Annotated in this window: 18 protein-coding genes and 1 pseudogene; 14 read left to right on the plus strand and 5 right to left on the minus strand. The window is 41.5% G+C overall.

What is annotated here, in order from left to right:
* The 14 genes from HF881_RS07195 to HF881_RS07260 all read left to right on the plus strand — a co-directional run bounded on the left by HF881_RS07195 (position 1) and on the right by HF881_RS07260 (position 17,067).
* A complete protein-coding gene (locus tag HF881_RS07195; RefSeq protein ID WP_169446937.1) occupies positions 1-948 on the plus strand; it encodes a ribonucleotide-diphosphate reductase subunit beta in 948 nt (315 codons plus the stop codon).
* A gap of 11 nt (positions 949-959) precedes the next feature.
* Entirely contained in the window at positions 960-1,910 is a 951-nt protein-coding gene (nrdF, locus tag HF881_RS07200) for a class 1b ribonucleoside-diphosphate reductase subunit beta (protein ID WP_169446939.1), read from the plus strand.
* A 137-nt stretch (positions 1,911-2,047) separates the two neighbouring features.
* Entirely contained in the window at positions 2,048-3,328 is a 1,281-nt protein-coding gene (locus HF881_RS07205) for a glycoside hydrolase family 125 protein (RefSeq protein WP_169446942.1), read from the plus strand.
* Between the two features lie 55 nt (positions 3,329-3,383).
* Positions 3,384-6,029 (plus strand): alpha-mannosidase, encoded by a 2,646-nt coding sequence (locus HF881_RS07210; RefSeq protein WP_169446944.1) that lies wholly within the window; start codon positions 3,384-3,386, stop codon positions 6,027-6,029.
* Between the two features lie 96 nt (positions 6,030-6,125).
* Positions 6,126-6,995: an ROK family protein gene (locus HF881_RS07215; protein WP_169446946.1), complete on the plus strand. Its 870-nt coding sequence runs from the start codon at positions 6,126-6,128 to the stop codon at positions 6,993-6,995.
* Positions 6,989-8,869 carry a beta-N-acetylhexosaminidase gene (locus tag HF881_RS07220; protein ID WP_169446947.1) on the plus strand — a complete coding sequence of 627 codons (1,881 nt, stop codon included), beginning with the start codon at positions 6,989-6,991 and terminating at the stop codon, positions 8,867-8,869. The genes HF881_RS07215 and HF881_RS07220 overlap by 7 nt, the downstream gene beginning before the upstream one ends.
* A 113-nt stretch (positions 8,870-8,982) precedes the next feature.
* Positions 8,983-10,098: a DUF4767 domain-containing protein gene (locus tag HF881_RS07225; protein WP_169446948.1), complete on the plus strand. Its 1,116-nt coding sequence runs from the start codon at positions 8,983-8,985 to the stop codon at positions 10,096-10,098.
* A 209-nt stretch (positions 10,099-10,307) separates the two neighbouring features.
* Positions 10,308-11,237: a sugar ABC transporter permease gene (locus HF881_RS07230; RefSeq protein ID WP_169446950.1), complete on the plus strand. Its 930-nt coding sequence runs from the start codon at positions 10,308-10,310 to the stop codon at positions 11,235-11,237.
* Between the two features lie 13 nt (positions 11,238-11,250).
* Entirely contained in the window at positions 11,251-12,171 is a 921-nt protein-coding gene (locus tag HF881_RS07235; protein WP_000818290.1) for a carbohydrate ABC transporter permease, read from the plus strand.
* Between the two features lie 107 nt (positions 12,172-12,278).
* Positions 12,279-13,763 (plus strand): ABC transporter substrate-binding protein, encoded by a 1,485-nt coding sequence (locus tag HF881_RS07240; protein ID WP_169446952.1) that lies wholly within the window; start codon positions 12,279-12,281, stop codon positions 13,761-13,763.
* Between the two features lie 160 nt (positions 13,764-13,923).
* Positions 13,924-14,613 carry a CPBP family intramembrane glutamic endopeptidase gene (locus tag HF881_RS07245; RefSeq protein WP_169446954.1) on the plus strand — a complete coding sequence of 230 codons (690 nt, stop codon included), beginning with the start codon at positions 13,924-13,926 and terminating at the stop codon, positions 14,611-14,613.
* A 67-nt stretch (positions 14,614-14,680) separates the two neighbouring features.
* Positions 14,681-14,977: a bacteriocin immunity protein gene (locus HF881_RS07250; protein WP_169446956.1), complete on the plus strand. Its 297-nt coding sequence runs from the start codon at positions 14,681-14,683 to the stop codon at positions 14,975-14,977.
* Between the two features lie 131 nt (positions 14,978-15,108).
* Positions 15,109-16,095 carry a rhodanese-related sulfurtransferase gene (locus tag HF881_RS07255; RefSeq protein WP_169446958.1) on the plus strand — a complete coding sequence of 329 codons (987 nt, stop codon included), beginning with the start codon at positions 15,109-15,111 and terminating at the stop codon, positions 16,093-16,095.
* Between the two features lie 120 nt (positions 16,096-16,215).
* Positions 16,216-17,067: a DUF4299 family protein gene (locus HF881_RS07260; RefSeq protein ID WP_169446960.1), complete on the plus strand. Its 852-nt coding sequence runs from the start codon at positions 16,216-16,218 to the stop codon at positions 17,065-17,067.
* A 62-nt stretch (positions 17,068-17,129) separates the two neighbouring features.
* Here HF881_RS07260 and HF881_RS07265 read toward each other — a convergent pair.
* The 5 genes and pseudogenes from HF881_RS07265 to HF881_RS07285 form a co-directional block, all read right to left on the minus strand.
* Positions 17,130-18,093: pseudogene (locus HF881_RS07265) on the minus strand (DUF6574 domain-containing protein).
* A gap of 62 nt (positions 18,094-18,155) precedes the next feature.
* Entirely contained in the window at positions 18,156-19,085 is a 930-nt protein-coding gene (locus tag HF881_RS07270) for a DUF4097 family beta strand repeat-containing protein (protein ID WP_169446962.1), read from the minus strand.
* Positions 19,078-19,671, minus strand: a complete 594-nt coding sequence (locus tag HF881_RS07275) for a DUF1700 domain-containing protein (RefSeq protein WP_084925413.1) — start codon at positions 19,669-19,671, stop codon at positions 19,078-19,080. The genes HF881_RS07270 and HF881_RS07275 overlap by 8 nt, the downstream gene beginning before the upstream one ends.
* A complete protein-coding gene (locus tag HF881_RS07280) occupies positions 19,658-19,984 on the minus strand; it encodes a PadR family transcriptional regulator (protein WP_000273860.1) in 327 nt (108 codons plus the stop codon). The genes HF881_RS07275 and HF881_RS07280 overlap by 14 nt, the downstream gene beginning before the upstream one ends.
* Positions 19,985-20,150: 166 nt before the next feature.
* On the minus strand, positions 20,151-22,022 hold a 1,872-nt coding region (locus HF881_RS07285; protein WP_240956794.1), incomplete at its 5' end, for a DUF2971 domain-containing protein.

The following is a 22,022-nucleotide window of genomic DNA, read 5'->3' on the forward strand; positions in this document are numbered from 1 at the left end:
ATGTCAAAAAAATTTCTATACTACAAAGCAATCAACTGGAATGAGATTGAGGATGAGTTAGATAACGCTACGTGGGAGAGGGCGACATCGTTATTTTGGTTAGACAATCGAATTCCAATTGAAAATGACAAACTTGCTTTTAATCGTTTGTCGGTAGAGGAGAAGCAAGAATTAAATCGTTCGCTGATCTTTCTTGCAAATTTATCAACTTACCAGTCGCTAGAGGCGGAGGAGTTTATACTGCATAGTGAACGCTCACAACAGGAGGTTGCTATTGTAAACAATCTACAGTTCACTGAAATGGTAAATACCAAGGCTTATAATACTATTTTATACTCCTTCAATGAGGACGAACAGGAGGTGGCATCCTTATTTGAGTGGGTAGATCAACATAAATTGGTAGTAGAGCGACTAGAAAGAGTTGACACGGTATATCATAGTAAAAATGCGATTCAGAAGCGCTTTATGGCTACTTGTGTTGAAGGAATCATGACTTATAGTCAACTTGCCTTTTTGATAAAATTGTGGATTCAAAAGGGCTTTACTAATCTTGGTGAAATGGTGAAAATGATTCTCTTGAATGAGTCATTGCATTGTGACTATCTGATACATAAAGTCAATCTTCTTTTGGCAGGAATGGATAGAGCTGGTCAAATTTCATTTCAAATCTGGGCTGTTGAAATGATTGACAGAATCTTAAAAACAGAGGGGAAAATCATTCGTGAACTTTATGTAGATGCTGACATTCAAAAATTGACTCAGAACCTTGTACAAAGAGAAGCCAATCATTTGTTAGAGAGTATCGGGGTCAAAGAGAGGTACCCGGTTGATAGGGAGATTCTCTCTGCGCTTGATGGAGTATTGAATAGGCTGAGAAAGCACGAGCTTCTCGGGCAGATGTCTATTCATAGGATAGAAGAATCACGTGATGATGACTATGATTTTTGAGGAGGATTTATATGTTACATCGGACATTGAATTGGAAAGAAGTCGAGGATGAGTTAGACGACTATGTTTGGGATAAAGCTACGGCACAATTTTGGATTGATACTCGTGTTCCAGTATCAAATGACTGGCTTGATTGGAAGCAACTATCAGATCCGGAAAAAGAGATTGTCAAGAAAGCGGTTGGAGGCTTGGCTTTGCTTGATACGCTTCAATCCGAAGAGGGCTTGTATTCTATTAAACAGCACGTTCGAACTCGCAAGGAGAGAGCGGTTCTGAGTGATTTTACATTTATGGAATCTATCCATGCTAAGACATACGGTACCATATTGATTTCGTTAAATACTTTTAAGGAAATTGAGAAAATATATGATTGGATGAATCAGGATCCTAAAATGCAGTATAAGGCCCAAAAGATAAATGAGATGTATCAGCATGGAACCCCTCTACAGGTGATGGTTGCGAGTGTGTTTTTAGAAGGAATCCTATATTATAGCAACTTTTTCATACCGCTTTGGTATCGTGGACAAAATAAACTAGCTAATCTAGCAGAGTTAATCAAATTAGTAATTAGGGATGAATCTGTACATGGGACTTATCTGGGATATAAGTTTCGCTTAACTTTTGATGAGCTCTCAGAGGCAGAACAACATGAGTTCACAACTTGGATGTATCGTTTTTTAGATGATCTTTTGGAAAATGAGTTTGCATATACAGATGAAGTCTATGCACCTATTGGTTTGGCAGAAGAAATAAAGGTATTTGTTAAATACAATGCCAATAAAGCGCTACAAAATATGGGTTTTCAAAGTTATTTTTCGAATATCACAGCGTTTGATGTGAATCCAATTGTCATGAATGGTATTTCGATTGAAACTGCTAATCACGATTTCTTTTCTCAAGTGGGTGCGGGGTATCTAATGGGAAATGCAGAAGCAATGCTAGATGATGACTATGATTTTTAGAATAAATGAAACAATAGGAATCTCTACTTAATTTTTTTCATAAGTTTGTTTCAAAACGCCTTTAGTTTGTGTATATCTTTTGGAGGCGTTTTTTTTTATACTGAACATGAAACTTGTTTGAAAGAGGAAACTGCACGATGATTTATTCGAAAGAAATTGTTAGAGAATGGCTGGACGAAGTAGCGGAGCGGGCCAAGGACCATCCGGAGTGGGTGGATGTCTTTGAGCGTTGCTACACCGACACCTTGGACAATACGGTCGAAATCCTAGAAGATGGTTCGACCTTTGTACTGACAGGGGATATTCCTGCCATGTGGCTTCGGGACTCGACAGCCCAACTCAGACCCTACCTGCATGTGGCTAAAAGAGATGTCCTCCTGCGTCAGACCATTGCAGGTTTGGTTAAGTGTCAGATGACCTTGGTGCTCAAGGATCCTTATGCCAATTCCTTTAACATTGAGGAGAACTGGAAGGGTCACCATGAGACAGACCACACAGATCTTAACGGCTGGATTTGGGAGCGCAAGTATGAGGTGGACTCGCTTTGCTATCCTTTGCAGTTGGCTTATCTCCTTTGGAAAGAGACTGGCGAAACCAGTCAGTTTGATGAAACTTTTGTCACAGCAACCAAGGAAATCCTTCATCTCTGGACGGTAGAGCAAGATCACAACAACTCTCCTTATCGTTTTGTTCGGGATACAGACCGCAAGGAAGATACGCTGGTAAATGATGGCTTTGGACCTGACTTTGCCGTGACAGGTATGACCTGGTCAGCCTTTCGTCCGAGTGATGACTGCTGTCAGTATAGCTATTTGATTCCGTCCAATATGTTTGCAGTCGTTGTCTTGGGGTATGTCCAAGAAATCTTTGCAGAACTGAACCTAGCTGATAGCGAGAGTGTCATCGCAGATGCTAAACGTCTGCAAGCAGAGATCCAAGCAGGTATCGAAAACTATGCCTACACCACCAATAGCAAGGGCGAAAAGATTTACGCCTTTGAAGTGGATGGTCTAGGAAATGCCAGCATCATGGATGATCCAAACGTACCAAGTCTACTGGCTGCTCCATATCTTGGTTACTGTGCGATTGACGATGAAGTGTATCAAGCCACACGCCGCACCATTCTGAGCCCTGAAAATCCATACTTCTACCAAGGAGAATACGCTAGTGGTCTTGGAAGTTCCCATACCTTCTATCGCTATATCTGGCCAATCGCCCTTTCTATCCAGGGCTTGACAACAAGAGATAAGGCGGAGAAGAAATTCTTGCTCGATCAGCTGGTTGCCTGCGATGGTGGCACAGGTGTCATGCATGAAAGCTTCCACGTAGATGATCCAACGCTCTACTCTCGCGAATGGTTCTCTTGGGCCAATATGATGTTCTGTGAGTTAGTCTTGGATTATCTAGATATTCGCTAGTCAGTTCTTTAGTTAGATAAAAATAAAAATTTAAGTTAGAATGAGGTTTTACTTCATGGAAAATGTTGTCGTACATATTATCTCACATAGTCACTGGGACCGTGAGTGGTACTTACCTTTTGAAAGCCACCGTATGCAGTTGGTGGAGTTATTTGACAATCTTTTTGATCTCTTTGAAAATGACCCTGAGTTCAAGAGTTTCCACTTGGATGGCCAAACCATTGTCCTCGATGACTACTTGGAAATTCGTCCTGAAAATCGCGACAAAGTCCAAGGTTACATCGACCAAGGCAAACTCAAAATTGGTCCCTTTTACATCTTGCAGGATGATTACTTGATTTCCAGCGAAGCCAACGTCCGCAATACCTTGATTGGTCAAGCAGAATGTGCAAAATGGGGCAAATCAACCCAGATTGGTTATTTCCCAGATACCTTTGGAAATATGGGACAAGCTCCCCAAATCCTTCAAAAATCAGGCATTCACGTGGCAGCCTTTGGCCGTGGTGTGAAGCCTATTGGATTTGACAACCAAGTCCTCGAAGATGAGCAGTTTACTTCCCAGTTTTCAGAAATGTACTGGCAGGGTGCTGATGGAAGTCGTGTCCTTGGCATCCTCTTTGCCAACTGGTACAGTAATGGGAATGAAATCCCTGTTGATAAGGATGAAGCCCTGGCCTTTTGGAAACAAAAATTGGCAGACGTACGTGACTACGCTTCGACCAACCAATGGTTGATGATGAACGGATGTGACCACCAGCCTGTACAGAGAAATCTGAGCGAAGCCATTCGTGTGGCAAATGAACTCTTCCCAGATGTGACCTTTGTGCATAGTTCCTTTGATGACTATATCCACGCAGTAGAAAGTGCTCTGCCTGAGCAACTATCTACCGTTACAGGTGAGTTGACCAGTCAGGAAACAGATGGTTGGTATACACTGGCTAACACTTCTTCATCCCGTATTTACCTCAAACAAGCCTTCCAAGAGAACAGTAACCTGCTAGAACAAGTGGTTGAACCATTGACTGTCATCACTGGCGGCCACAACCACAAGGACCAGTTGACCTATGCTTGGAAAGTCCTTCTACAAAATGCACCCCATGATAGTATCTGTGGCTGTAGCGTGGACGAGGTTCACCGTGAGATGGAAACACGTTTTGCCAAGGTTAACCAAGTTGGGAACTTCGTTAAGACCAACCTTCTCAACGAATGGAAGGGTAAAATTGCAACTCAGGAAGCTCAAAGCGACCATCTCTTTACGGTTATCAATACAGGCTTGCATGACAAGGTTGATACTGTCAGCACAGTGATTGATGTGGCGACTTGTGATTTTAAAGAATTGCACCCAACAGAAGGCTATAAGAAAATGGCAGCCTTGACCTTGCCAAACTACCGTGTCGAAGACTTGGAAGGCCATGCTGTAGAAGCGAAAATCGAAGATCTGGGAGCTAACTTTGAGTACGATTTACCAAAAGACAAGTTCCGTCAAGCTCGTATCGCTCGACAAGTGCGCGTGACAGTCCCTGTTCATCTAGCACCTCTCTCTTGGACAACCTTCCAATTGCTTGAAGGAGAACAAGAACACCGTGACGGTATTTACCAAAATGGAGTGATTGATACGCCATTTGTAACGGTAAGTGTGGATGAAAACATCACGGTCTACGACAAGACAACTCATGAAGCTTATGAAGATGTTATTCGCTTTGAAGACCGTGGTGACATTGGAAATGAGTACATCTATTTCCAACCAAAAGGAACAGAGCCTATCTACGCAGAACTCAAAGGCTGTGAAGTCTTGGAAAATACAGCTCGTTTTGCCAAGATTTTGCTCAAGCATGAATTGACAATTCCAGTAAGTGCAGACGAAAAATTAGATGCAGAACAAAGAGGAATCATCGAGTTTATGACGCGTGAAGCTGGGCGCTCAGAAGAATTGACAACCCTTCCTCTGGAAACAGAGATGACCGTCTTTGTTGATAATCCACAAATACGCTTCAAGACTCGCTTTACTAACACAGCTAAGGACCACCGTATCCGTCTCTTGGTCAAGACTCATAATACGTGTCCAAGCAATGATTCTGAAAGCATCTATGAGGTGGTGACACGACCAAATAAACCAGCTGCTTCTTGGGAAAATCCTGAAAATCCACAACACCAACAAGCCTTTGTCAGCCTTTATGATGATGAAAAAGGAGTGACGGTGGCCAATAAAGGATTGCACGAGTATGAAATCCTTGGAGACGATACCATTGCCGTGACCATTCTTCGTGCCTCAGGTGAGCTAGGTGACTGGGGTTACTTCCCGACACCAGAGGCTCAGTGCTTGCGTGAGTTTGAAGTCGAATATGCTCTTGAATGCCACCAAGCACAAGAACGCTTCTCAGCCTTCCGTCGTGCCAAAGCCTTCCAAACGCCATTCACTAGTCTTCAGGTTGCTAAACAAGAAGGAAGTGTTGCTGCGACTGGTAGCCTCTTGAGTCATGCGGCACTCAGCTTGCCACAAGTCTGCCCGACAGCCTTTAAGGTAGCTGAAAATGAAGAAGGATATGTACTTCGTTACTACAATATGAGCCAAGAAAATGTGCGCATATCTGAACACCAACAAACTATTCTTGACTTACTTGAGCGACCATATCCAGTTCATTCAGAACTATTGGCTCCACAAGAAATTCGTACAGAATTGATTAAAAAAGAAGAAATTTAATAGTTATAAAGTGTTCTATAACTAATACTATGAGATAGAAAGGAGGGGCGAAAGAGTAAGGATTAACTACTGATTCGTCCCTTTTTTGGTGATAATATGACGATTGCAACCATTGATATCGGAGGGACTGGGATTAAGTTTGCCAGTCTGACTCCTGATGGAAAAATACTAGATAAGACAAGTACACTGACGCCAGAAAACTTGGAAGCTTTACTGGCTTGGCTAGACCAGCGCTTGTCAGGGCAAGATTATAACGGCATTGCTATGAGCGTTCCAGGTGCGGTCAATCAAGAAACAGGTGTGATTGAGGGAATCAGTGCTGTACCTTACATCCATGGCTTTTCTTGGTATGAAGCTCTTGCTCATCATCAACTCCCTATCCATCTAGAAAATGATGCCAACTGTGTTGGACTGAGTGAATTGCTAGCTCACCCAGAGATTGAAAATGCAGCCTGTGTCGTGATTGGGACTGGAATCGGCGGAGCTATGATTATCAATGGCAAACTTCACCGTGGTCGCCACGGCTTAGGTGGTGAGTTTGGCTATATGACAACCATTGAACCAGCTGAAAAACTCAACAACTGGTCGCTACTAGCATCTACAGGAAACATGGTTCGCTACGTAATTGAAAAGTCAGGTCAGACTGACTGGGACGGCCGCAAGATTTACCAAGAAGCTGCAGCAGGCAATGCCCTTTGCCAAGAAGCCATTTTGCGCATGAACCGTAATCTGGCGCAAGGCTTGCTCAATATCCAGTATCTTATCGATCCAGATGTCATTAGTCTGGGAGGCTCTATCAGTCAAAATCCAGATTTTATCCAAGGCGTCAAAAAAGCTGTCGATGAATTTGTCGATACCTATGAAGAATATACGGTCGCACCTGTCATCCAAGCCTGCACCTATCATGCAGATGCTAATCTCTACGGTGCCCTTGTCAACTGGCTACAGGAGGAAAATCAATGGTAAGATTTACAGGACTTAGTCCCAAACAAACGCAAGCTATTGAAGCATTAAAAAATCACATTTCTCTGCCAGATGTAGAGGTAGCTGTCGCTCAGTCTGACCAAGCCTCTATCTCTATCAAGGGTGAGGGTGGACACTATCACCTGACTTATCGCAAACCTCACCAACTTTACCGTGCCTTGTCCTTGTTGACAACAGCTCTAGCAGAAGGTGATAAGGTAGACCTTGAAGAACAAGCTGCTTATGAAGATTTGGCTTACATGGCAGACTGTTCCCGAAATGCAGTTCTAAATGTCGCTTCTGCCAAGCAGATGATTGAGGTCTTGGCTCTCATGGGCTACTCAACCTTTGAACTCTACATGGAAGATACCTATCAAATCGAGGGACAACCTTACTTTGGTTACTTCCGTGGCGCCTACTCGGCTGAGGAATTACAGGAAATTGAAGCCTACGCCCAGCAGTTTGACATGACCTTTGTACCATGTATCCAGACCTTGGCCCACTTGTCAGCCTTTGTCAAATGGGGTGTTAAGGAAGTGCAAGAACTCCGTGATGTAGAGGACATTCTCCTTATTGGCGAAGAAAAGGTTTATGATTTGATTGATGGCATGTTTGCCACTCTGTCTAAACTGCAGACTCGCAAGGTCAATATCGGGATGGACGAAGCCCACTTGGTTGGCTTGGGACGCTACCTCATTTTGAACGGTGTTGTGGATCGTAGTCTCCTCATGTGTCAACACTTGGAGCGCGTGCTGGACATTGCAGACAAGTATGGCTTCCACTGTCAGATGTGGAGCGATATGTTCTTCAAGCTCATGTCAGCAGATGGGCAGTACGATCGAGATGTGGAAATTCCTGAGGGAACTCGTGTCTACCTAGATCGCCTCAAAGACCGCGTGACTTTGGTTTACTGGGATTATTATCAGGATAGCGAGGAAAAATACAACCGTAATTTCTGCAACCATCACAAGATTAGCCAAAATATAGCCTTTGCAGGGGGAGCTTGGAAGTGGATTGGTTTCACACCTAACAACCATTTCAGCCGTCTCATCGCTATCGAGGCCAATAAAGCCTGTCGTGCCAATCAGATCAAAGAGGTCATCGTAACTGGTTGGGGAGACAATGGTGGCGAGACAGCTCAGTTTTCTATCCTACCAAGCTTGCAAATCTGGGCAGAACTCTGCTACCGCAATGACCTAGACCGTTTGTCTGCACACTTCAAAACCAATATTGGCCTATCGGTTGAGGACTTCATGCAGATTGACCTAGCCAACCTCTTGCCAGACCTACCAGACAATCTCAGTGGTATCAATCCCAACCGCTATGTCTTTTATCAGGATGTTCTTTGTCCAATCCTTGACCGACACATGACACCTGAACAGGACAAACCGCACTTCGCTCAGGCTGCTGAGACGCTTGCTGAAATCAAAAAAAAAGCTGGGAATTATGCCTATCTATTTGAAACTCAGGCCCAGTTGAACGGCATTTTAAGTAGCAAAGTGGATGTGGGACGACGCATCCGTGAAACTTATAAAGTCGGTGACAAAGTCAGCTTGCAACAAATCGCCAGAGAAGAATTACCAAAACTCAGAAGTGAGATTGAAACTTTCCACAAACTCTTTAGCCACCAATGGTTGAAAGAAAACAAGGTCTTTGGTTTGGATACGGTCGATATCCGTATGGGCGGACTCTTACAAAGAATCAAGCGAGCAGAGAGTCGCATTGAGGGTTATCTGGCAGGTCAGATTGACCGCATCGAAGAATTAGAAGTCGAAATCCTTCCATTTAACGATTTTTATGGAGACAAGGACTTTGCAGCCACAACAGCTAACCAGTGGCACACCATTGCGACAGCTTCGACGATTTATACGACCTAGAAATTTATCACAGATAGTTAAACATCTCCTTTTAAATACATGGAGATGTTTTTTTGATTTGGAGATAGAGAAGAAGTATAATGAAGGTAGAAAGAAAGTTTGGAGGTCTGACCATGAAAAAGCTACTACTAGTCCTAGGTGCGAGTATGCTAGTTTTATCTGCTTGCCACAAGGCGACAGAAGATAGCATAACTAGTCCATCAACACCGAGGGAGCAACAAACAAAGGAAGTAACCAACTATTTTCACTACCTAGCGGACTCCTATCAAAAGGCTCTTTCCCACGAAAAAGAATCCAAGGATACAGCTGTTCAATCACCCATGGCTGCTACGGTTGTAGCTATGGAAGAACTCCAGTTATCTAATCCGACTGATCAAGCCTTGATTATGAAGAACTACTCGGATTTTCAGAAACTAATCCAATACAATGCCGAAAAGTGGGAGGAAGAGTTTGCAAGCTGGGCTTCTTCTATGGGGCAGTCCTATCATAGACTAGAGCATGCAAACTTTGATGAAAAAAATGAACTAATCAAAAAATTAGAAGCTACAACAGTCTCTCAGAAAAGTGTCAAATGGAATGTTTTTGGAGTATCGAGTGACAATGCTTATGACTACTTGATTTTGGATGCCTACTATGACAAGCAGAATAAACATTTCTACTTGTTTACACTGAAAGATGGGCAAGCACAAATCTTGCATGCTGATAAGACACTGGAAACTGTCCCTACTGCAAACTTTGAAGAGACTGAAAATACAGATTTAGCGCAGCGTTTTAAGGAGTTTCTTTCCAAAACTAGTGTAACTATAGAGGATAAGCCAGTTGCAGATAATAGGTCTCTAAGAGACAAGGTAAAAAAAGCCATGGAATCCTACTCGGATAGTAAAGGTGAAGTATTCAAGTCAACCAATTTGGCCACTTATGGTAATTACTATGGACTAGCAGTGCCAGACCAGATAATGCAATTTGGACAAGTAGATGGGGTGAATTATACTTTTAAATGGTATGGCTATATTGCAGGTTCAGGTTCTAGGCGGTTCGATATCCTAGCTTGCTATGTGAATGAAGCAGGGACAGAGGTGATTCTCTTTGGTTACAAGGATGGCAATCCTGCTCTTTTACACACAGAAGGACAGCCGGAGATTGAGAAAAACGAATCAGGGGCTATCATAAATGCCCAGGTTCATTTTGTCGAGTTTCATCACACAATATTAGAACAAGTTTTCAATTAGTAAAGCGGAAATACGCTTATCGCATGCAGAGTGTTTCTCGTGAAACCTATTTCTTATAAAAAACTTCTCCACATAAAATAATTTGTGGAGTTTTTTCTATAATTAGTAGTTTAACCTAGCCCTCAATTAGGAGTATACTAATAATGTAATCGTTATCAAACCTAAAAATTCGATGAAATCAGTTTTTAGGAATAAAATGGGAGGAAATTATGAAAAAGTTTTCAAAGACCTTGAGAGATAACTGGATTTTTCTCTTGATGGTTTTACCAGGGGCACTTTGGTTGATTCTATTCTTCTACATCCCAGTATTTGGAAATGTGGTCGCCTTCAAAGACTACCATATGAGTGGTGAAGGATTTATCCACAGTATTATGAATAGTAAGTGGGTTGGTTTCGATAACTTTAAGTTCTTATTTAGTTCTAAAGATGCTTTTATTATCACTCGTAATACCGTTCTTTACAACCTTGGATTTATCTTTATCGGTTTGATTGTGTCGGTGGGTATTGCCATCATCCTCAGCGAGCTCCGTTCTAAGAGAATGGTTAAAATCTTCCAAACATCTATGTTATTCCCTTACTTCTTGTCATGGGTTATCATCAGTTTCTTTACAGATGCTTTCCTAAACATCGATAAAGGGGTTATCAACCGTTTCTTGGAAACCATTGGTGTGAAGGGGATCAACTTCTATGCTGACTTGGGCATTTGGCCATATCTCCTCCTCTTCCTAGGTATTTGGAAAGGCTTTGGTTATAGTAGTGTTATGTACTACGCAACCATCATGGGTATTGACCCAACTTACTACGAAGCAGCGACAGTGGACGGTGCTAGCAAGTGGCAACGGATTCGCAACGTAACGATTCCACAGTTGACACCGCTTATAACCGTTTTGACCATCCTTGCAGTCGGAAACATCTTCCGCGCAGACTTCGGTCTTTTCTACCAAATCCCACACAATGCTGGTCAGCTTTACAATGTTACCAACGTACTAGACGTCTATGTCTATAATGGTTTGACTCAGACAGCGGATATTGGTATGGCATCAGCAGCTGGTCTTTATCAGTCAGTTGTCGGTTTGATTCTCGTTATCTTATCAAATATACTTGCAAGACGAGTTGATCCAAATTCAGCACTATTCTAGAAAGGAGGAAAGCATGGCAGAAAAAATTAAAAAAGCAAAAATTGATAATGTCGGCATTCACTCCTTTAGTAAGAAGGCAGATATCTTCTTCAGTATTATTTCTGGATTGATTGCTCTCTCTTGTATCTTGCCCTTTATCTTTGTCATCATGATTTCCATCACAGATGAAAAGAGCATCCTTCAACATGGATATAGCTTTTTCCCATCACAGTTTGGATTAGATGGCTTCGAGTTTTTGGCTCAGTTTAAAGATAAGATATTACAAGCGCTCTTTATCTCAGTGTTTGTAACAGTGGTCGGAACCTTGACAAACGTCTTTATCACAACGACTTATGCCTATGCCATTTCACGGACAACCTTTAAGTACCGCAGATTCTTTACAATTTTCGTCCTACTTAGTATGTTGTTCAACGCCGGTTTGGTTCCAGGCTATATCGTGGTAACTCGTTTGCTTCAACTGGGTGACACAGTTTGGGCCTTGATTGTTCCAATGCTTCTCTCGCCATTTAACATCATCTTGATGCGTTCCTTCTTCAAGAAGACCATTCCAGAAGCCATTCTCGAGTCCGCTCGTATAGATGGTGCTAGTGAAGCCCGGATCTTCTTCCAAATCTGTTTACCATTGTCGCTGCCAGGTATCGCCACCATCACGCTTTTGACAGCTCTTGGTTTCTGGAACGACTGGTTCAACGCCCTTCTTTACATCAAGAGTGACAACTTGTATCCATTGCAGTATTTGCTTATGCAAATCCAACAAAATATGGACTACATCGCTAAAGCAGTCGGCCTTTCTGGTCAACTGGGAGTCGCTCTTCCAAAGGAAACAGGACGTATGGCCATGGTTGTGGTTGCAACCCTTCCGATTGCAATTCTGTATCCATTCTTCCAACGCTACTTTGTTAAAGGTTTGACAATCGGTGGTGTGAAAGAATAGGACTTACTGAGAAACACCGTTTCTCACTTCCCAACTTCATCTTAGTAGCTGAAGTTAAAATCATTAAATCGTTTATAAGTTTAAAAATAAAAAAAGGAGTTTTCATCATGAAAAACTGGAAAAAATATGCTTTTGCATCTGCTAGCGTAGTCGCTTTGGCTGCAAGTCTTGCTGCTTGTGGAAACCTTTCAGGTAACAACAAAAAAGCTGCTGACTCAGCTTCAGGTGACAAACCTGTTATCAAAATGTACCAAATCGGTGACAAACCAGACAACTTGGATGAATTGCTAGAAAATGCAAACAAAATCATCGAAGAAAAAGTTGGTGCTAAATTGGATATCCAATACCTTGGATGGGGTGACTACGGTAAGAAAATGTCAGTTATCACATCATCAGGTGAAAACTACGATATCGCTTTTGCAGATAACTACATCGTAAACGCGCAAAAAGGTGCTTATGCTGACTTGACAGAATTGTACAAGAAAGAAGGAGCAGAGCTTTATAAAGCACTTGACCCAGCTTACATCAAAGGAAACACTGTAAACGGCAAGATCTACGCTGTTCCAGTTGCGGCTAACGTTGCATCTTCACAAAACTTTGCCTTCAACGGAACTCTTCTTGCTAAATACGGTATCGACATTTCAGGTGTAAATTCATACGAAACACTTGAACCAGTCTTGAAACAAATCAAAGAAAAAGCTCCAGATGTAGTACCATTTGCAGTTACTAAGAACTTCATCCCTTCTGAAAACTTTGACTACCCAGTAGCAAACGGACTTCCATTCGTTATCGACCTTGAAGGGGATACTACTAAGATCGTAAACCGTTACGATGTTCCTCGTTTCAAAGAACACTTGAAGACTCTTCACAAATTCTACGAAGCAGGATACATTCCAAAAGACGTAGCAACAAGCGACACTTCATTTGACCTTCAACAAGACACTTGGTTCGTTCGTGAAGAAACAGTAGGACCAGCTGACTACGGTAACAGCTTGCTTTCACGTGTTGCTAACAAAGACATCCAAATCAAACCATTCACTAACTTCATCAAGAAAAACCAAACAACTCAAGTTGCTAACTTTGTCATCTCAAACAACTCTAAGAACAAAGAAAAATCAATGGAAGTGTTGAACCTCTTGAATACTAACCCTGAACTCTTGAATGGACTTGTTTACGGTCCAGAAGGCAAGAACTGGGAGAAAATTGAAGGTAAAGAAAACCGTGTACGTGTCCTTGAAGGATACAAAGGAAACACTCACATGGGTGGATGGAACACTGGTAACAACTGGATCCTTTACATCAACGAAAACGTTACAGACCAACAAATCGAAGATTCTAAGAAACAATTGGCTGACGCTAAAGAATCTCCAGCGCTTGGATTCATCTTTAACACTGATAGCGTGAAATCTGAAATCTCTGCAATCACTAACACAATGCAACAATTCGATACAGCTATCAACACTGGTACTGTAGATCCTGATAAAGCTATTCCAGAATTGATGGAAAAATTGAAATCTGAAGGTGCATATCAAAAAGTATTGGATGAAATGCAAAAACAATACGACGAATTCTTGAAAAGCAAAAAATCATAAGATAAACTGATTTCGTGTATTCATTCCTAATTCCTAAAAATGTGATCACTGCCTTCCCTAGTTCTCTAGGGGAGGTAGTGATTTTTAGGATGCAAACATGAAAACAGTGATTCTGAGGATTTATGCGATGTGATACACATACATCTATAGGGGATTTATTATGAAAAAATATCGCCTTCTTTTTAAAATGAGTGCTGTCTTCTCTTACCTATTTTTCGTATTTGGCCTTTCTCAGCTGACTCTTATCGTCCAAAACTATTGGCAATTCTCTTCTCAGATAGGAAACTTCTTCTGGATTCGAAATACCTTGAGTTTGCTATTTAGTGGAGTCATGATTGGGATTCTTGTTAAGACAGGCCACGGCTATCTCTTTCGTATTCCAAGAAAAAAATGGCTTTGGTATTCGATTTTGACAGTATTAGTGGTAGTGTTCCAGATCTCTTTTAACGTTCAGACAGCTAAACATGTTCAGTCAACTGCGGAAGGTTGGGCTGTATTGATTGGTTATAGTGGGACTAACTTTGCAGAGCTAGGTATTTATATAGCCCTGTTCTTTCTGGTTCCACTGATGGAAGAGTTAATCTATAGAGGATTACTTCAACACGCCTTCTTTAAACATTCGCGATTTGGCCTTGATTTGCTCCTTCCTTCCATTTTATTTGCTCTTCCTCATTTTTCAAGCCTGCCTAGTCTGTTAGATATCTTCGTCTTTGCAACAGTTGGAATCATCTTTGCTGGTTTGACCCGCTATACCAAGAGCATTTATCCATCCTATGCGGTGCATGTGATTAATAATATTTTCGCAACATTACCATTTTTGCTGACTTTTTTACAGAGGGTGTTTGGGTAAATACTGGCGCGAGAGTTAGGAATGATAGTGTTTCAATTTATAAGCGAATTTCAGGAGGAAAATGAGTATGACACCATTAAAATGGTTTGCAGGAGGAAGCGAAAGACGTTGTGAAGCCATGATGATCATTGATCATCTACTGGAAGATATAAAGGATGAGCCTCAACTTACTCCCCTGAAAAATCAGTTAGTGATTTATAAAAAACGATTAGAGGATGATGGAACCTCTACTCCATTTATTCTGAGCCAAATGAACGTTGACATCTCACGTGTGTTGATTGATAACAAGCTAAGTTTGTCAGAAAGTCAAGCAAAGCAAATCAAAAAATTGAGAGAATTATCTGCGATTCGCTATGGTTACTGATGAAGTGCAATGGCAGGTCTCTCTATATAATTTCCGGTCAAATAAATTGCATTCGTTTTCCCAAGTGGGTATACTAGTATAGTTGAATGAAAAATTCTGAAAATTTAAGAATAGAAAAGAGAATAAATCTTATGGCAAAAGATATTCGTGTCTTACTTTACTACCTTTATACTCCAATTGAAAACGCAGAGCAATTTGCGGCAGATCACCTGGCTTTCTGTAAATCAATCGGTCTCAAAGGCCGTATCCTAGTCGCTGACGAGGGGATTAACGGGACTGTTTCAGGTGACTACGAAACAACTCAAAAATACATGGACTACGTTCACAGCCTCCCAGGCATGGAAGACCTCTGGTTCAAGATTGACGAAGAAAATGAACAAGCCTTCAAGAAGATGTTTGTTCGCTACAAGAAAGAGATTGTCCACCTTGGTTTGGAAGACAACGATTTTGACAACGACATCAACCCACTTGAAACAACAGGTGCTTACTTGTCTCCAAAAGAGTTCAAAGAAGCCCTTCTTGACGAAGATACCGTTGTCCTTGACACACGTAACGATTATGAGTACGACCTAGGACACTTCCGTGGAGCTATTCGCCCAGACATCCGCAACTTCCGTGAGTTGCCACAATGGGTCCGTGACAACAAGGAAAAATTCATGGACAAGCGTGTTGTGGTTTACTGTACAGGTGGCGTTCGCTGTGAGAAATTCTCAGGCTGGATGGTCCGTGAAGGCTACAAAGATGTCGGCCAATTGCACGGAGGAATCGCAACTTACGGTAAAGACCCGGAAGTCCAAGGCGAGCTTTGGGATGGGAAAATGTACGTCTTTGACGAGCGTATCGCAGTCGATGTCAACCATGTTAACCCAACCATCGTAGGGAAAGACTGGTTTGATGGAACACCATGTGAACGCTATGTCAACTGTGGCAATCCCTTCTGTAACCGTCGTATCCTAACATCAGAAGAAAATGAAGACAAGTACCTTCGTGGATGCTCACATGAGTGCCGTGTTCACCCACGCAACCGCTATGTTTCAGAAAATGAATTGACAAAAGCAGAAGTGATCGAGCGCCTAGCAGCTATCGGTGAAAGCTTGGATCAAGTCGCTACAGTATAAAGCAAACAGCTCTTAGGGGCTGTTTTTCTATGCTTTTTATCTAAAAATCTAAAGTTTGTTTCTGTATCTTTCAGGAAAATAGGGTATACTATGTGTAAACGATTTCAAAGGAGGCCAGTTATGGCGAAAACATTTTTTATCCCAAATAAAGAAAGCATTCTAGGACAACAGGAGGTCTTGACTGCCAAGTCCATCTTGGCCTTGGTGGAGGGCTTGGAGTCGCATAGTTATGATGCCGTCTATCTCCGTCAGCCCCTCAATCGTCTCGAGTATATCGAGTGTGGGATTGTTGGTAAGTCGCAATTTCTCTTCAAGGTGAACTATGCGGATAGTCGAAAAGGATATCAAGTGGTGATTCCAGACTTCCTTACCAGAGCGGACTGGGAGATTGTAGAAGCTCTCCTCCAAGCCCTATCGAACAAGTTGGGGCAAGTGGTAGAAGGATTTGACTTTGAAGCTTATTTTCGACAAACAGTTCAGAATTATCTAGCGGATAAGGAGGCTCGTCTAGTCTATTGTCAAGGGCTCTTGGCCCCTACCTATCTCAACAAGGAATACCTCGAGAGCTTTTTGGCTGAGGATGGATTGGCACGTTTTGAAGAGCTGGTCAAGAAAGTTCAAGGCTCTGATGCCTACCTTGCCAGTGTGAAATTTTACCCAGACGCCCAAGGCAAGGTACACGGTATCTACCACCTAGCCCAGGGAGTCAAGACGATTTTACCTAAGGAACCCTTTGTACCAGCATCCTATACCGAGCAGTTAGCAGGCAAGGAACTTGTTTGGGAGATTGACCTAGTGACGATTTCTGGTGATGGGTCCAAAGCAGAAGACTACGAATCCATCGCTCGCTTGGATTACGCAAAATTCCTAGAGTCACTACCAACAGCATTTTACCACCAACTAGATGCCAATCAATTAGAAGTACAAGCCATTTTGGGAAAAGACTTTGAAGGATTGGCAACCATCAAGTAGACACTGTTCAAAAAAGAGTAAGTATAAAAATCCCTGTCATTGGTCAATGGCAGGGATTTTGGTTAAAAGAAAGTCAGGATGCGAAGGTAGTCAACTGTCAGCGCGAGCTCTGCAATGAAGAAGGGTAAGAGAATAGCGCCATCAAGTAAGACGGCTAGTAAGAAACGATAAAATGGGTCGAGGCTACTGGTCTTACTTGGCTTGCTAATCACAAAGAGATTGCCAAGGGCAAAGATGGCCATACTTAGAAGAGTGAGGATACCAGCAAATCGTAAGCCACCAAAGAGTGCAAAGAAACTTGCTAGAGCTGTTAGGACAAGTGGGATAGCAAAGAGTCTGCTATACCGATCAAAGGCTTCTTGGAATGTGAAGTCACTCTCCTGATCCAGCACACGTCGGACAGTAAAGCCTCCCAAAATGATGGAAAAGTAAAATAGAGCGCTAGCGACCAAGATAGAAAGGGCAGCAAAGAGATCCAAAGGTGGGAGCTGGTCAGGAGAACTATTAGCAATAGAGACCATATAGCCATAGTAGAGGCGCTTGATGTGGTAGATACTAAAGAAAAGGTTGACCGAAGACAGCAGGGTGAGTAGGGCAAAGACACTGTAACGATGCTTTTGGTCCCTAGTCTTGCTGGCAGTTGGTTCTTGGATAGCATCCAGTAGCCAAGTCCAAAATAGTGCGATTTCTTCTTTAAAATCGGGCAGTTTTGTGGGGGTCGATATCTGGGATGTAAGGACTCTCTAAAGCTTTGCTGAGGATGCTTTTTTCTTTTGCAGGGGTTTCTTGGTTGCGTTTCTCTTCAGCTTTCCCTTCTCCCTCTTCCTCGGTTTGGTTTTCTTCTATCGTTTCGGGAGTTTCCTCCTCATGCCTTTCCGACTCTTTGGATAAGATAGGAGTTTCTTGGCTTGCTTGTGGTTCAGTCTCCACAGTTTCCGAAGTCTCTGGTTGGTCGGGTTGGATTTCCGATTTCGTCTGAGTTGATTTCTTCTCTAGGTCGGCACTTTCAAACCATTCTTGTGTCATAGTGGAACCTCCTTTTTTATGGTCGTTTTCTATTTTTAGATTAGCAGATGAAAGCGTTTTTGTCAATGATTTCTAGATGGAGAAGAGTACTCTTCTTTAGGTAGGTAGATATCTTGGTTGGCTTTTGCAATGAGTAGGTCCTTGACATCGGCTTTTTCCGTTTTATAAGGGTTGGTAAGTTCATTCTCTTTTTGTCCACGATGTTCTTCTTTGGGTTTACGATAGATACCGCCATGCTGAGAAGAAATTTCTAGATTGATACGGTCGGTCTCTTTCTGGGAGAGAATGAGTTGTAGAGTTGAATAAGCCTCTAGCTCGACCTTGCCGTGAACTTGGATATTTTCAGCATAGATGTGTGCTCCCTCCGTCTTGACCTGACTATCTGTCAATTCGGCATCAAAGATATTGATGATATGAGGTGCCGTTAATGTGCTGTTCTTGATAGAACTTTCTGTTAGTCTTAAGAGATAGCCTTTTGTTTTGATGGTTGCATTTTCAAGGTTGGCTTGACGAATATTAGTTTGTCCACGATTGGCTGAGACGGTGATAGCTTGCAGCTTTCTTCCTTTAGGTAGGGAGAGAACGACTTCGTCAAAACGATTAGAATAGTTGCTGGCGATACGAAGTAGGCTTTCGATTCCTGAACCGAGAAAACGATGTTGGGAGGCTTGTTTGTCGGTGACACTCAGTGTTTTGTCACTCATGCCAGTAGTTAGATCGTGACGGCCAGACACTGACGGATGATAGGTGATATGGATCTTGTCATCTACAGACTCTGTGATGGTTAGGCTATGGTCCTCAAGGGTCAAATCAAGTTTTTCCACTTCGCTTCCGAAGGTCACTTCTTCGATACGATTGTCATAGACGGGGTCTTTTGACATGGCAAGCAAACTTTGAATACCATTGGACTGGGCGCCTGCAATAATCATGATAAAACCAAGAATCGTAGAAACCACGCCAAAAATGAGAAATCCTTTTGTCAATTTACGCATGTCTGTCACCTCTCTTTCCTTTTTTAAGAATCCATTGCACCAAGCGGACGACTAGAAGACCAAAGAAACGAGCTACATAGGAGATGCCTAGTAGAACAAGAGAAGAAGCACCGATAGAAAGCAAACCGGCCCCAAAAATCAAGATAAAGGCAGATTTAGCTTCTACTAGGATGCTAAAACTTTCTACGATAAAGAGTCCGCCCAGCAGGATGCCCGTCACAGAAACGGTGAAAAAGGCTAGAATGACAGCGGTCGCCGCGATAAAAAACCCGATAATGGTTAAGATAATTGCAATTCCAACAGGAATGCCGATAGGGGCTGCTAGTAAGGCCAAGAGGGCAATGTGTAGGAGTTGGCGATCATTCTTTTGAGCGGGTGCCTCATTGACTTTCTTGTCGAGGAGGTTAGAGAGGACATCATGAGCTGCTTCTTTTGGTGTTCCCAGACTGGCGATGAGTTCTTCTTCGCCCTCTGGACCTGCATCGTCAAATAGTTCCTTAAAGTAGTCCATAGCTTCAATGCGGTCAGCTTCAGGCAGTTTATGGAGATAGGTTTCTAACTGAGTCAGATAGTCAGTTCTTGTCATGGCGGATACTCCCTTCTATGATGCCGTTGACGGTGTCGGTATAGAGCGTCCACTCTTCCTTTAGAGTAACGAGCTGCTCTACGCCCCGATTGGTCAAGGAGTAGTATTTGCGCATACGCCCCTGAAACTCTCTAGAGTAGGTGGTCAGAAAGCCACTGGCTTCCAATTTTTTGAGAATGGGATAGAGCGTAGATTCTTTGATATTGGCGATGAGCTTAATGGTTTGACTAATCTCATAACCATAAGAATCCCCCTGCTCCAGTACAGCCAAGATGAGAAACTCGATCAAGGCAGAGGATGTTGGGAAGTACATGGGAAACCTCCTTTTTATTATATAAAAATTTTATATATACTCTTTTCAAATATATTGTATCTCAAGTTGAAAGCCCTGTCAAGAAATATGTGTAAAAATTTTATATATAAAAAACTCCTAGTAAAAACTAGAAGTTTAGAGAATGTTGTTAGCTTTTATCTAAATTTTATCTAAATTTTATCGTAGATTTCTTATAGTTGATTTCCTTATCCAAAAGTTTCAATAAAGGAGTCACGTATTCAGGATTTGGAAACTTAGGACCGAAAATGACTTCATCGATTTGAATTGGATTTTCCCGTTCTACATAAAGTTTACCAATTCCAGATTCTTTATCAATTTTTATTTTATCATTACTTGGGTCTAGATTAGCATAGCGTAAGATACGCAACTCATCCTCATATTTATAATCCACAGATTTAAATAAGTAACGAATTTCCTCTATACAGTCAGAAATCGCTTTTTGATAAAAATCATCTCCTTTGTCCAAATCCTTATCTATTTTTCCCTTTAAGGCTTTCAACAATGTTTCTAAATTTTTGATTTCATAGTCGTTAAAGAGCTCCGTTTTTTCTATGCTAAACTTACCACCTGAATCATTGACATAGGCTATTCGGTAGAGATAATCTACATTTCCTTTTGAAACATTACCTTTTTCTTCAGAATTCGGTTCAGTTCCTTCATCATTAACAGTATTGATTGAATTCTCACTCTCACTCCGAAAGGCAGATTTTTCAAAACTACTATTTAATTCAGATTTCATTAAATACATCTTATCAGAAAATTCTAAAGAGATTTTTTCTCGACGCCAAGAAACATCATTGAAGGATGAAAATCTAGAAAAGTCATCCTCCCGAAGTACAAGACAAACACCTTTGGCATCATCACCATACTGGGACCACATAGCTAAATCATCCGTTTTAATAGTAAAGCTCATTAAAAACCATGAGCTTGGCTCCAAAGCATCTCGTCTATCTAAGCCCAATATCTTTTCTATAATGATACCTTCCTCAGGATCATTCATATAATTCGCATTATTCAAACGAGTTTTTCCAACTATAGAAAAGCTTGATTCCTCCTTCTGATCCAATAAACTTTGAAGAACGCTCCCTTTAGTGTAATGGCCGAACTTAAGATTTTTATTTTTATCTTCATTTTTCAATCCAAGTTGGTATTTGATTTTTTGAACATACTGGTAAATAGACAGTAAGTTTTTAAGTTCATTCGAGTCCTCTTTATAACGCTTTGCCCATGTTTGTAAAATAGCATATTTAGTATTATTTAAAAGACCTTCTCTTAGGATAAAGTTGAATAGCTTGTACTCATCACTGTCACAAACATTATCATTACTAAAAAATAAATCATCAAAATTTTGTAACATAAATTTGGAAAATTGTTCATAGAGATTTTTAATTGTTTCTGTGGTTTGAAGACGTTCATCTGAATCCGTTTGATGATTAAATAAGCTTGTTAAGAACACGCCATATATAAAAGCGATTTCTTCAGATTCTCGGAAGGGTTCATGTTCATGCAATTCCTGTAATTTCTTAGCAGTGGTTTCGAGTTTATTTAACTCAGTCTGCTTATTTGATAAATTGAACAAAATCATAGCATACGGCAAAGCTATATCAGGCGAATCCTGGAATTGTTGCTGTAATTTCTCTAATTTTTTGACAGTAGCCTCTAGTTCTTTCAACTCAGTCTGTACGTTTGACAAATTAACCAAAATCATGGCATACGGCAAAGCTATATCATGTGAATCCTGGAATTGTTGCTGTAATTTCTCTAATTTTTCGACAGTAGCCTTCCGTTCCTTCAATTCAGTTTGCTTGGTTGATAAATTAACCAAAATCATGGCATACTGCAAAGCTATATCAGGCGAATCCTGGAATTGTTGCTGTAATTTCTCTAATTTTTCAGCAGTAGTCTCTAGTTCTTTCAACTCAGTTTGCTTGGTTGACAAATTGAACAAAATCCTGGCATAACGTAAAGCTATATCAGGCGAATCCTGGAATTGTTGCTGTAATTTCTCTAATTTTTC

This window comes from Streptococcus sp. WB01_FAA12, assembly GCF_012843315.1.
Taxonomy (GTDB): domain Bacteria; phylum Bacillota; class Bacilli; order Lactobacillales; family Streptococcaceae; genus Streptococcus.